The sequence below is a fragment of the Streptomyces tubbatahanensis genome (assembly GCF_022699385.1).
GTDB lineage: Bacteria > Actinomycetota > Actinomycetes > Streptomycetales > Streptomycetaceae > Streptomyces > Streptomyces diacarni.
The window spans coordinates 2926544-2939087 of the sequence record NZ_CP093846.1; the positions used below are offsets into that span (position 1 = coordinate 2926544).

8 protein-coding genes are annotated in these 12544 nt (G+C 75.0%); 4 read left to right on the plus strand and 4 right to left on the minus strand.

Features of this window, described 5'->3' with window-relative positions:
- The first annotated feature begins 96 nt into the window (after nucleotides 1–96).
- The 4 genes from MMF93_RS12595 to MMF93_RS12610 all read left to right on the plus strand — a co-directional run bounded on the left by MMF93_RS12595 (nucleotide 97) and on the right by MMF93_RS12610 (nucleotide 4467).
- The gene (locus MMF93_RS12595; RefSeq protein WP_242751399.1) at nucleotides 97–1716 is read left to right on the plus strand and encodes an MFS transporter; all 1620 of its coding nucleotides are present in this window, start codon (nucleotides 97–99) and stop codon (nucleotides 1714–1716) included.
- A gap of 58 nt (nucleotides 1717–1774) precedes the next feature.
- Nucleotides 1775–2680, plus strand: a complete 906-nt coding sequence (locus MMF93_RS12600) for a LysR family transcriptional regulator (protein WP_242751400.1) — start codon at nucleotides 1775–1777, stop codon at nucleotides 2678–2680.
- 99 nt (nucleotides 2681–2779) lie between these two features.
- Nucleotides 2780–3349, plus strand: a complete 570-nt coding sequence (locus tag MMF93_RS12605) for a cysteine dioxygenase family protein (RefSeq protein ID WP_242751401.1) — start codon at nucleotides 2780–2782, stop codon at nucleotides 3347–3349.
- The gene (locus MMF93_RS12610) at nucleotides 3349–4467 is read left to right on the plus strand and encodes a YeiH family protein (protein WP_242751402.1); all 1119 of its coding nucleotides are present in this window, start codon (nucleotides 3349–3351) and stop codon (nucleotides 4465–4467) included. Before MMF93_RS12605 ends, MMF93_RS12610 begins: the two co-directional genes overlap by 1 nt.
- A 37-nt stretch (nucleotides 4468–4504) precedes the next feature.
- On the opposite strand, the gene MMF93_RS12615 is transcribed toward MMF93_RS12610, so the two are convergent.
- The 4 genes from MMF93_RS12615 to MMF93_RS12630 all read right to left on the minus strand — a co-directional run bounded on the left by MMF93_RS12615 (nucleotide 4505) and on the right by MMF93_RS12630 (nucleotide 12538).
- On the minus strand, nucleotides 4505–6862 hold the full coding sequence (locus MMF93_RS12615) for a xanthine dehydrogenase family protein molybdopterin-binding subunit (RefSeq protein WP_242751403.1): 2358 nt from the start codon (nucleotides 6860–6862) through the stop codon (nucleotides 4505–4507).
- A 48-nt stretch (nucleotides 6863–6910) separates the two neighbouring features.
- Nucleotides 6911–9643, minus strand: coding sequence for a 2Fe-2S iron-sulfur cluster-binding protein (locus MMF93_RS12620; protein ID WP_242751404.1), 2733 nt, complete (start codon nucleotides 9641–9643; stop codon nucleotides 6911–6913).
- Nucleotides 9640–10512 carry an FAD binding domain-containing protein gene (locus MMF93_RS12625; RefSeq protein ID WP_114025001.1) on the minus strand — a complete coding sequence of 291 codons (873 nt, stop codon included), beginning with the start codon at nucleotides 10510–10512 and terminating at the stop codon, nucleotides 9640–9642. The genes MMF93_RS12620 and MMF93_RS12625 overlap by 4 nt, the downstream gene beginning before the upstream one ends.
- 400 nt (nucleotides 10513–10912) lie before the next feature.
- A complete protein-coding gene (locus tag MMF93_RS12630) occupies nucleotides 10913–12538 on the minus strand; it encodes a beta-N-acetylhexosaminidase (RefSeq protein ID WP_242751405.1) in 1626 nt (541 codons plus the stop codon).
- Nucleotides 12539–12544: the final 6 nt, after the last annotated feature.

Here is a 12544-nt window from a genome sequence, read left to right on the forward strand (position 1 = left end):
GGCCCCGTGAGACCTCGCGCCTAGGACCGAAGAACGAGCGGGTGCCGACCCACAAGTAGGTGTCGGGCCGCGGGTCCGGCGCCTACCGTGGGGCACATGTCAGCGTCCGAGACCCCGCAGGCCGCAGGTCCGGCCGCCCTCCGCAAGGAGTCCGTGCTCAGCGCCGCGCACCGGCCGTTGACGCTCGGCATCGTCTCCGTCGTCCTCCTCATCGCCTTCGAGGCGACCGCCGTGGGGACGGCGATGCCGCTGGCCGCCGACGAACTGGACGGCATCTCCCTGTACGCGTACGCGTTCTCCGCGTTCTTCACGACCTCCATCGTCGGCATGGTCACCTCGGGGCAGTGGTGCGACCGGCGCGGGCCGCTGCCGCCGCTGGCCACCGGCATCGCACTGTTCGCCGCGGGCCTGGTGCTCTCCGGTACGGCCGCCGCCATGTGGATCTTCGTGCTGGGCCGCGCCGTGCAGGGCGTCGGCGGCGGACTCGTGATCGTCGCGCTGTACGTGACCGTCAGCCGCGCCTACCCCGAACACCTGCGCCCCACCGTGATGGCCTCCTTCGCCGCCTCCTGGGTGGTGCCCTCCATCGTCGGCCCGCTGCTCTCGGGAACCGTCACCGAGCACCTCGGCTGGCGCTGGGTGTTCCTGGGCATTCCGGCGCTCGTCGTGGTGCCGCTGCTGGTGATGCTGCCGCCGCTGCGGCGCCGGGCCTCGGGGCCGCCCGAGGGCGCCGCTACGCGCCCGGCCGCCGGGGCCGGCAAGCCCGTCGACGGTGACGCGCGGCGCATCCGGCTCGCCCTCGCCGTCGCGCTGGGCGCGGGGCTGCTCCAGTACGCCGGCCAGGACCGCAGTTGGATCGCCGTGGTGCCCGCCGCCGCGGGCATCGCCCTGCTGGTGCCCTCCCTGCGGGTGCTGCTGCCCCGCGGGACCGCCCGCGCCGCCCGGGGTCTGCCCGCCGTCATCCTGCTGCGCGGTGTGGCCGCGGGGTCCTACGTCGTCGCCGAGAGCTTCGTCCCCCTGATGCTGGTCACCCAGCGCGGTCTGTCCGTGACGATGGCGGGGCTCACCCTCGCCGCCGGCGGCGCCCTGTGGGCCCTGGGTTCCTTCGCCCAGTCGCGGCCCGGCATGGAACCCCACCGGCGGCGGCTCGTACGGCTCGGCATGGCCCTGGTCGTCGTCGGCATCGGCTACACACCGCTCGTGCTCGTCCACTCGGTGCCCGTGTGGTCGCTCGCCGTCGCGATGGGGGTGGGCTGCTTCGGCATGGGGCTGACGATCTCCTCGCTGAGCGTGCTGTTGCTGCGTCTTTCCGCCCCCGAGGAGGCCGGCCGCAACTCCGCCGCGCTCCAGCTCTCCGACGGCCTGTCCAACGTGCTGCTGCTCGCGGTGACCGGCGCCCTCTTCGCGGCGCTCGGCGGCGGCTCCGTCACCGTCGGCGCGTCAGGGCCGCACGGGGGCTCGAAGGCGGCGACGGCCGGTGAGCCCGGCGCGTTCGCCGCCGTGTACGCCGTCTCGGCCCTCGTCGCCCTGGCCGGGGTGTGGGTGGCGGGACGGCTCCGCCCCCGCGAGGCCGCCGCCGCTCCCGGCTCCGGCGGCGGGAGTGACGGAAGCGGTGCCCAGTCTCGTTCGGCGGCGTCCGAGGCGCGGCCGTCCGAGGCGCGGCCGTCCGACGGCGCGGTCGCACCGGCGGCCGTCCCGCTGGAGCCGAACGGCTGATCCAAAAGCCCGGAACCCGGCCAGAACCCCGTACCCAAATTCCGCTTATGGTTCGGTCATGTTCGACTCGCGGCACATCCGCACCTTCCACGAAGTCGTGCGCGCGGGCTCCTACTCCGCCGCCGCCCGCGCCCTCGGCTACACCCAGCCCGCGATCACCCAGCAGATGAAGGCGCTGGAGCGGTCCGTGGGCTCCCCGCTGTTCCTCCGCGTCGGGCGGACGATGCGGCTCACCGAAGCCGGCGAGACGCTCGCCCGGCACTCCGAGGTGATCCTGGAGAGCATCAGCACGGCCCGGCAGCAGATGGAGTCCCTCACCCGGCTGCGCGCCGGCAAGGTCACCGTCTGCTCCTTCCCCAGCGCGGGCGCCACCCTCGTCCCCGAGGCCCTCGCCTCACTGGCCGCCGAGCACCCCGGCATACGGGTCGAGTTGCGGGAGGAAGAGCCCCCGGAGTCGCTGCTGCGCGTCGTACGCGGCGAGTGCGACATCACCCTGGCCTTCACCTACCCCGGGCTGCGCGAACAGGTGCCCGAAGAGCTCGTCGAGATCCCCCTCCTGGAGGACCAGCTCACCGTCCTGCTCCCCACCTGGCACGCCATGGCCCGGCGCCGCGCCGTCAAACTCGACGCGCTGGCCGACGAGCGGTGGATCGCAGGGTGCCTGCGCTGCCGGACCAACTTCCTGCACGAGTGCGCCGAACTCGGCTTCGCGCCACAGATCGCGTTCACCACCGACGACAACCTCGTGGTGCAGAGCCTGGTCGCCGAAGGTCTGGGCATCGCCATGGTGCCGGGGCTCGTCCTCTCCTTCCTCGTCCACGAGAAGGTCACGGGGCGCGCCCTGGACCCCGCCTCCCGGCGCCAGGTCTCCGCGTACGTGCTGCGCGAACACCTCCGCGTCCCGGCGACCGCACGCGTACTGGACGCCCTCCGCCGCGCGGCGGACCGGCGCGTGGGCTGCTGAGCCCCGGCGGCGCGCGCTCCCCCATCCATAAGCACCGCTGAGGGAGACCCCAACGAACCGTCGTTGGACGCCGGGAAGGCCCGGCACGACGCTGCCCCTATGACAGCGACGACGACCGAGACACCCACCCCCACGACGGAGCGCCTGCGCGCCCTCATCGCGGACGTGCGCGAGGCCGTCGGCCGGGGCCTGCCGCCGGACGTGACCGCCTACCTGGTCGGGGAGAAACTCGCACCCCACCTCGGTGCCGAGGGTCTGCTGACGCCCGCCCAGTGCGAGCCCGACCCCGCGCACTACCGCCAGCACGTGCTGCACGCCGAACGCGACGGCAGCTTCTCGCTCGTCGCCCTCGTGTGGCTGCCGGGGCAGGGCACCGCCGTCCACGACCACGTCTCCTGGTGCGTGACCGGCGTCCACCAGGGCGAGGAGCACGAACGCCGCTACCGGCTGCTGCCCGCCGAGGCCGCGGGCGGCAGCGCCCGCCTCGTCGCCACCGAGGACGTCGTCAATCCGCTCGGTTCCGTGTGCGGGTTCGCGCCGCCCGGCGACATCCACCGGGTGTGGAACGGCTGCGACGGGCTCGCCGTCTCCCTGCACGTCTACGGCGCGGACATCTCGCGGCTCGGCAGCAGCGTGCGCCGCGTCTACGACCTGCCGGCCGACGCCTGATGGCCCTGCTGGGCCACCGCGCCGGCACGGGCGCCTCTCCGGCGTCAGCGGGGTCGCCGGAACCGGCGGGCTCGCCGGGGCCGGCGGGCTCGCCTGGGTCGCGAGCTCCCGTGTCCGCGCCCCCGGCCCGGACGCCCAGCAGGCTGCCGGGGCTCGCCCTGGCGGCCCTCGGCGTCGTCGCCGCCTCCGCCGTGCACCTGCTGCTGCCCGCCGTGCCGATGCTCACCGCGGCCGTGGTCCTCGGCATTGCCGCCGCCCACCTCCCCGGAGTACGCGGGCTCGTGCGCGGCGCCGCGCGGCCGGGGCTCACCCTCGCGGGCAAGCGCCTGATGCGGCTCGGCATCGTCCTGCTCGGCCTGGAGTTGAGCCTCGGCGACGTACTCGGCCTCGGCTGGGCCACCGTCGCCATGGTCCTGTGCGTCGTCGCCGCCACCTTCGCCGGGACGGTCTGGCTCGGCCGCAGGCTCGGCCTGCGCGGCGACCAGCCCGTCCTCGTCGCGACCGGCTACTCGATCTGCGGCGCCTCGGCCATCGGCGCGGTCAGCGACGTACGCGGCAGCGAGGAGGAGGACGTCGCCACCTCGGTCGCCCTCGTCACCCTGTGCGGCACCCTCGCCATCGCCGTCCTGCCCCTGCTCCACGCCCCCCTCGGCCTGGACGCGGGGCAGTTCGGGCGCTGGGTCGGCGCCGGAGTCCACGACGTCGGCCAGGTCGTCGCCACCGCGCAGACGGCGGGGCCCGCGGCGCTGGGCCAGGCCGTCCTCGTCAAGCTCCTCCGCGTCATGATGCTGGCCCCGCTCGTCGCCGCCATGGCGCTCGCCCTGCGCCGGCGCAGGAAGACACCCGCCGGGGCGCAACGGCCGCCGCTCGTGCCGCTGTTCGTCGTCGGCTTCCTCGCCCTGGTGGCGCTGCGCACCACCGGGTGGCTCCCGGACGCCGCCGTCGGCGGCGCCGGGTGGCTCAGGGAAGTCCTGCTGGCCGCCGCCCTGTTCGGGCTCGGCAGCGCGGTGCACCTGCCGACGCTGGCCAGGACCGGGGGCAGGGTGGCCGCCCTCGGGCTCTGCTCCTGGATCGTCGTCGCGGGCGCCTCCTACGGCGGGGTCCTGCTCACCACCTGAACCCTGCGGGTCCGGGCCCGTGGGCGGGTGACGCGCGTTACCCGCCCACGGCGGCCTGGGGCCGGATGGGCAGGCGGTTGACCGGCCGGCCCGTGGCGGCCCGCACCGCCGAGGCCACCGCCGCCGGGGCCGTGACGACCGGCACGCTCGAGGCGGCCTTCGCGCCGAACGGCGCGACGACGTCGCGCTCCTCGACCAGTTTCACGATCCGGATGTCGGGCGCGTCCAACGCCGTGGGCAGTGCGTACGCCGTGAAGTCGGGGTGCCGCACCTGCCCCTTGGCGACGCGCAGGTGCTCGGTGAGCGCCGCGCCGATGCCCTGGGTGATCCCGGCCTCCAGCCTGGCACGCAGCTGCCGCGGGTTGAGAACGGCGCCGACGTCCTGGGCGAGCGCGACCTCCACCACCCGTACGGAGCCGAGTTCGATGTCGACGTCGACGACGGCCCGCACGGCGGCGAAGGCGAGGCCGACGAACGCGTCTCCCTGCCCCCAGGCGTCCAGCGGTTCGGTCGGGTGGGGGCGGCACTGGGCGGTGGCCCACAGTTCCTTGCCCTCCAGCATCTCCGCGACCGTCGTGGACAGGACACCGTCGTAGGAGGTGATCTTCCCGTCCGCGACGCTCAGCAGCTCCGTGGACATGCCGAACTTGGCCGCGAGGGGCTGGAGCAGTTGCGTGCGTACCATCTTGGCCGCCCGCTCGACGGCTCCGCCCGACACCCAGGTGTGCCGTCCGCGACCGCCGGCGCCGGACGGGGGCTGGTCGGTGTCGACGGAGGCCACGTGCACCTCGTCGATGCCCAGGACGTCCTGCACGATCTGCCGAGCCAGCGTGTCGAAGCCCTGTCCGGCCTCGACGGCGGCGCACATCACCGTGGCGACGGGCCCGTTGACCTTCACCGTCGCCGTCGAGACCTCGTCGGTCCCCTCCGCGCCGAGCAGGTGCACCATGCCGAGCGCGTAGCCGACGCCGCGCCGGACGGCCGAGGGGTCGCCCGCGCCCTCGGGCCCGCCGGGCAGCAGCCAGTCCTCCTCCGGCGCGTCCTTGGGCAGCGGCGGCAGCGGCGCCTCGCGTACGGCGTCGAGCAGTTCGCCCACCGGGGCCGGGCAGGTCACCGTCTGGCCCGTGGGCAGCAGGTCGCCGGTGGCCAGCGCGTTGCGGGCCCGCACGTCGGCCGGGTCGAGCCCCAGCCGCTCGGCGAGCTTGTCCATCTGCCCCTCGTAGGCGGCGCACACCTGGAGTGAGCCCTCGCCGCGTACGTGCCCCGACGGCGGGTTGTTGGTGCGCACCACCCAGCCGTCGATCACCGCGTGCGGCACGACGTACGGGCCGCACGCGAAGGAGACGGCGGTGGCCAGCGCGTCCGCTGAGGTGTCGGCGTACGCGCCGCCGTCGAGCAGGATCTGCGCCTCGACCTTCACCAGCTTCCCCTCGCTGTCCGCGTGGTGGCGGTAGCGCAGGAGGGTGGGATGGCGGTGGGTGTGGCTGAGGAAGGACTCCTCGCGGTTCAGTGCGATCTTCACCGGGCAGCCCGTGCGCATCGCCAGCAGCCCCAGCGGCACGTGGAGCCCGGCGTCCTCGCGGTCGCCCATGGCCCCCGGCACGCCGGTCACCACGATCTTGACCTGCTCCGGCGGCAGCCCGAAGCAGGCGGCGGCCAGGTCGCGGTCGGTGTGCGGGTCGGTGGTGGCGGTGTAGATCTCCACGCCGCCGTCCGGGCGGGGCACCGCGAGCGCCGCCTCGGCCCCGATCGGCGCCGGATCCTGGCGGCCGACCCGGTAGAGCCCTTCCACGACGACGTCGCCGCTCACCTCCGGGTCGCCGTAGCGCAGCGGGATGTGGCGCAGCAGGTTGCCGTCCGGGTGCAGCGGTTCCGCCTCGAACGCCTTCTCCGGGTCGGTGACGGGCTCCAGCACCTCGTACTCGACGGCGATGGCGGCGGCGGCCAGCCGTGCGGTGTCCGGATGGTCGGCGGCGACGGCGGCGATGGGCTCGCCGTGGTAGCGCACCACGTCCCGGGCGAACGCGGGCTGGTCGGCGATCTTGCGCCCGTGCGCCGCGTCGCCGGTGACGTCCGCGTGCGTGACCACCGCCTGGACGCCGGGCATCCTGGCGGCTTCCTCCGTATCGATCGCCACGACGCGCGCGTGCGGGTGGGGCGAGCGGTGCACCGCAGCCCACAGCAGTCCGTCGGCCCACAGGTCGGCCGCGTACGGGAAGGTGCCCTGCGCCTTGGCGTAGGAGTCGGTGGGCAGCACCGAGGCGCCCAAGCCGTGCGGCTCGGGCTCCGAACGCGCGCTCGGTGGCAGGGGTGTTCCACCCGGGGGCGTCGCCGTCGCGGCGCCGGCGCCCGCGCCCTGCCCGGCGCCGGTGGGGCCGTCAGCCGTCTGAGTCATGCCGCCGCCTTCCTGTGCCCTTTCCCAGCGTGCGGATTCCACGCCGCCTCACGAGTCGCCGCCGCCGTTCGCGGAGTGCCCGGGGTGTTCGGGGTGCCGGTTCTGGTGCGGGATCTGCGCCGCCGGATCGTACCCGTAGCCCGTGGCCTGCGGTTGGCCGTAGGCGTCGTACCCGTACCCGCCCTGCTGTCCCGGCTCGGGAGCGAGGGGGACCCCGTCACCGTAGGTGCCGTGCTCGTACGGCGGGCCCTGCTCGTAGGGGCCTTGCTCGTAGGGGCCTTGCTCGTGCGGGCCCTGCTCGTAGGAGCCGTGCTGGTGTTCGTACGCGCCCTGTTCCCAGGCGTCCTGCCCGTACGCGCCGTTGTGGTGGGAGCCGTTGTGGTGGGAGGCCGGGTCGCCGTGCTGGTGACCGTAGGCGCTCTGGTCGTGCGGACCCTGCCCGTACGCCCCCTGCGGGAACGCTTCCTGCCCGTAAACGCTGTGCGGGTGCTGACCGTGCGGGTCCTGGGCCGGCGCCGCGGTCCCCTCGCGGGTCGCCGCGTGCGCCGCCTCGGCCTCGGCTGCCTCGCGCTCCGCCTTGGCCGCACGCTGTTCGACGACCGTGTGGACCGCGTCCAGCACCCCGCGGTAGCCCGAGCACCGGCACAGGTTGCCGCTGATCGCCTTGCGGGTCTCCAGGTCGCTCGGCGCGTGGTTGCCCTCCAGCAGGTCGTGCACCGTCATCGCGAGCCCAGGCACGCAGAAACCGCACTGCACGGAACCGCTCTCGGCGAGCGCGCACTGCACGTCGGAGGGCCGGCCGTCGGCCGACAGCCCTTCGACGGTCCGCACCTCGCTGCCCGCCGCCGTCGCGGCGGGCACCAGGCACGCGGCCACCAGCCGCCCGTCCACCTGCACCGAGCAGGCACCGCACTCGCCCTGCGCGCAGCCGTCCTTGGCCCCGGCCAGGCCCAGCCTCTCGCGCAGCACGTACAGCAGCGACTCACCGATCCACGCGCTGGCGACGGGCCGGTCCACGCCGTTGACGTGCAGGACGTAGGAGACGTGCGGGTGCTCGTCCTCCGTCTCGACGGCCTCGGGCACGGCGTCCACGACGGCCTCGGCCCCGGCCTCGCCCACATCGCCGTCACCGACGCCCTCCGCACCTTCGGCCTCGGCGGCCGCTTCGGCAGCTCCAGCCGCTTCAGCCGCTTCAGCCGCTTCAGCCGCTTCAGCCGCTTCAGCCGCGATGGTCGGGCCTTCTGGCTCCGGCGCCTCACCGGTCCCGAGCCGCCCGACGTCCCCGGACTCTTCGCTCTCCCCGCCGTCCGCGCGGGGCTCAGGGGCTTCGTCTGTCCGCGGAGCGGCACCGTCGGCGGTGTTCCCGCCGGACTCCTGCCCCTCCGTACCGGCGGTCGGGTCCGTACCGGCGGTCGGGGACGGGTGCGCGACCTGGGCGGCCACCGGTTCAGGCGCCTGCCCGGGTGCTGCCTGCTGTTCGGGGGCGGCCTCGCCCAGCGGCGTCACCTCCGCGTCGGTACGGCTCTCCGGCTCGGCGGGCGGCGCGGGCGGCTCGGTCGCGACGATCTGCGCGGGGGGTCCTTCGGGTCCGTCGGACCCGGCCGCCGGCTCGGCGCTGCCCGGCCCCGCCTGCGCGGGAAGGGTCGGCGAGAGGCCGGGCACGGCGCCGGGCGCGGAGCCATTCCCGCCGGGGTGACCCGGTGCGCTGCCTTCCGGCACGCCGGGGGCCGGGGACGCGCCCCGCTCGCTCGACGGGGCGCTCGGAAACGCGTAGTGCGACGCCGGGCGCACGGGCTCCTGCTCGCCCTCCCGCGGCAAGCCGGGAACAGCGGTTCCGGCGGCGCCGGTCGGACCGGCGGGCTCCTGGGACGGCATGGGCCCCGGGCCCGGCTCGCCCCAGTGCGGGGCAGGCGCGGGCGACGAGGGAACCCACGAGCGCTGCCCGGCACCCAGGTCCGCGGCAGCGGCCTCGGCCGGCGGGGGCGAGGCGGGTGGAGCGGCTGAGGCCGACGGAGGCGGGAGGGGGGAGGGGTCGGCGGGACCGCTCGCCGCGGCGGTGTCCTGTGCTCTCTCCTCGCGGACGACGCCCGTTCCGAGCGGGCGGCGGCCGGTACGGGCCTCGTGCGAACCGGCGAGCGCGGCGGCCGCTGAGCCGCCCGGGACGTGCCCTTGGCCGTGGCTCTCGGCCTGGCTCTCGCCGCCGTACGCGGGCTCGCCGCCGAACACGGACTCGTGCCCGGCGCCGTGCTGGCCCGCTCCCTGCTGGCCGGCGCCCTGTTGCCCGGGCACCTCGCCCTGGTAGCCGGACTCGGGCCCGGCGAACGGCAGCACCCAGTGCCCCGCGGCGGCGGGGTCGGTGCCGACCGCGGGCGGCAGCGGCACACCGGCGGCGCCACCCGCCGCCGCGTCGGCCGAGGCCTGGGACGGGTCGATGGCGGGCGGGGTGTAGCCGCCCTGGCCCGTGCCGGGAGCGGCCAGCGGCACGTCGTCCTGGAAACCGCCGGGCGGCAGCTGTACGAACGCGGTCGCGTCGGCGTCGTACTCGCCGCCGCCCCAACTGCGCGGCACGTGCTGCCCGTACGCCGGATCGGCTGGCTGCGCTCCGTACGGGTCGTACGGGGCGTTTCCGCCCTGTGTCACATACGGTTCCTCGCCCCAGGCGCCGGTGCCGTTGCCGCCCTCGTCTGCGTCCGTGTGCGCGTTCACGTGTCGTCCGTGCGGGTCCGCACCCGCGTGCGGTCCCGCGCCCCCGTTCCCGTTGTCCTGTGGTGTACCGCTCATGCGAGAGCCCTCCCGAGTCCACGGCGGGCCAGTGTCGCCACCGTACGCCGCAAGTGCAGCGCGGCGGGCGGAAGCTGGGGCACCGCGCCCGCGGCCCCTTCCTCCCCCTCCTCCGGTGGCGGGTCGGGGATACAGGCCATCGCCACGTACTCCCCGAAGGCGTTCAACGCCTCGGGAGCCAGAGCACGGCGGCCGTCCCAGTCGATGAGCGAGGCGATCCAGCTCTCCGCCTCCAGCGGGCGCAGCGGCATCGGCGCCACGGCGCCCACGGCGCATCGCACGTTGCGGCGCATCGGGTCGAGCACGACGGCGACGGAGGCCAGCGCGCGGCTCGGCCCGGTGCGGCTGGTGGCCTTCAGGAACGTCTGCGGGGCGTGCAGCAGCGGCACCTTCACGTAGCCGACGACCTCGCTGGGCTGGAGCATCTCCATCCCCGCCAGCAGGTGACTGACCGGCAGTTCGCGGCGGGCGCCCTCGGGGCCCGCGATGGACAGCGTCGCCTCCAGGGCCGCCAGCACGGGCAGCGCGTCGCCGGTGGGGGACGCGCTGACGATGTTGCCGCCCAGCGTTCCCGCGTTCCGGATCTGCGGCGGCCCCGCGGCGCGTGCGGCCGCGGCCAGCGCCGGGATCAGCGCGGCGAAGTCGGGGCGGCCCATCCGGGCGTGGGTGAGGCCGGCGCCGAGCACCGCGTGCCCGTCCTGGTACGACCAGCCGCGGATCTCGCTGATCCGGCCGAGTCCGACGAGCGCGGCCGGGCGCAGCTGCCCCGAGTTGACCTCGCACATCAGATCCGTGCCACCCGCGACGGGGACGGCGGCGGGGACCGTCGACAGCGCCGAGACGGCCTCGTCCAGGGTGGTCGGCAGCATGACAGGGGGCACAGCCTGCGCGGCCCGGCCGCCGCCTGGTGCATGCCGTACGTGCGTGCTCAACCTGCTGCCCCTTCCCCGACCTACCGGGCTTCCCGGCTGCACTGCCGTACGGTACGTGCTCACAGCCCGGACGAGGCAACTCTGGCATATCTCGGCCCGTGGCCGACACGAGGGCCAGCAATGGGCCCTTTCGCGCGGTAGGAGCCCACTTCTCCTTCTTCTCCCTTTCCACCCCGCTCCGTCCGCAACCACGGATCCCGGTCACGGACGGAAGCGGCCTCGGCGGTACGGGCACAACCAGCGGAATGAAGCCCCGTAAACCCGTAAACCCGTAAAAAGGGACGGGTTTTCGGGCCAACCGGAGGTCAGTCGAGCCGGAGGTCAGGCCAGCCGGGGGTCAGTCGAGGGGGCGGCCGGGGATGCCGGGCCGCTGCTGCCAGGGGCGGGGTCCGTCCAGGGGGCGGTACTCGACGCCGGCGGCGTCCAGACGCGGGAGGTGCGCCCCCACGAGCCTCTCGACGAAGTCGTCGTAGGAGCCGCCGGATCCGCTCCACGCGACCTCCGCGAGCGCGGCGAGCCGTGGGAAGACCTGATAGTCGACGCGCTGCGTACTCTCCGCGCACTCGGTCCACATGTTGGCCTGTATGCCCAGCACCCGCTCGCCGCGCCCCGCAGCGGCGAGCCGGTCAGGCACGGGGGAGAACGCGTACACGTCGCGCAGGGTGGCGACGCGTCCCAGCGGCACGGGCTCGTCGGGCCCGGGCGCCTGCCGCCTGTCGAGGTACAGCTCGTGCTCGGGGCACATCACCACATCGTGTCCGGCCTCGGCGGCCGCGGCGCCGCCGTCGGTGCCCCGCCAGGAGGAGACGACGGCGCCGGGGGTGAGGCCGGGCCCCTGGAGGGTTCCGCCGTCGAGGATCTCGTCCCAGCCGACGAGCCGCCGCCCGCGTGCGGCGAGCCACCGGTCGAAGTGGCGCACCATCCAGGCCTGGAGCGCGTCCTCGTCGCGCAGGCCCTCCTGGGCGATGCGGGCCTGCGCGACGGCCGAGGCCCGCCACTCCTCCTTGGGGGTCTCGTCGCCGCCGATGTGGATGTAGGGGGAGGGGAAGACGTCGAGGACTTCGTCGAGTACGTGTTCGTAGAAGCGCAGCACGTCGTCCGTGGGGGCGAGGAGGTGGGGGCTGACGCCCCAGTCGGTCCACACGCCGAGCGCGGCGGTGTCGACGACGTCCGTGCTGCCCAGGTCGGGGTAGGCGGCGATGGCCGCCTGGGAGTGGCCCGGGAGTTCGATCTCGGGGACGACCGTGATGTGGCGTTCCGCCGCGTAGGCGACGATCTCGCGCAGGTCGTCCTGGGTGTAGTAGCCGCCGTGGCGGCGTTCGTCCCACAGCGGGGAGGCGCGGTGTCCGACGCGGGTGCGGGGCCGCCAGGCGCCCGCCCCGGTGAGCTGGGGATAGCGGCGGATGTCCATGCGCCAGCCCTGGTCGTCGGTGAGGTGGAAGTGGAAGACGTTGAGCTTGTGCGCGGCGAGCAGGTCGAGGAGGCGCAGCACGCCGTCCTTGGGCATGAAGTGCCGGGCCACATCGAGCATCATGCCGCGCCAGCCGAAGCGTGGCGCGTCCTCGATGCGGCAGCGCGGCACCTGCCACTCCTGCCCGGGACGGCCCGCACGGCGGAAGGCCGCGGGCGGCAGGAGTTGGCGGAGTGTCTGGGCGCCCCAGAAGATCCCGGCGGCGTCACCGCCCTCGATCAGGACGCGGGTGGGGGTGACGTCGAGGCGGTAGCCCTCGGCGTCCAGCCCGTCGCCGACGCGCAGTTCGACGGTGGTTCCGGCCCTCGCCGCCGCGGCCCCGTCCCCTTCGCGGAACGGCAGCACGGTGTGGCCGCGCAGCCATCGCGCGACGCCGTGTGCGGCGGGCTCGGCGACGAGTGCCGTGTCGGTGCTCCAGACGAAGGGCGGCCCGTCGGCTTCCTGTACCTGACGGGCGCGCGGCACGAGTGAAACCAAGCCAGTGCCCGGCATTTTCGG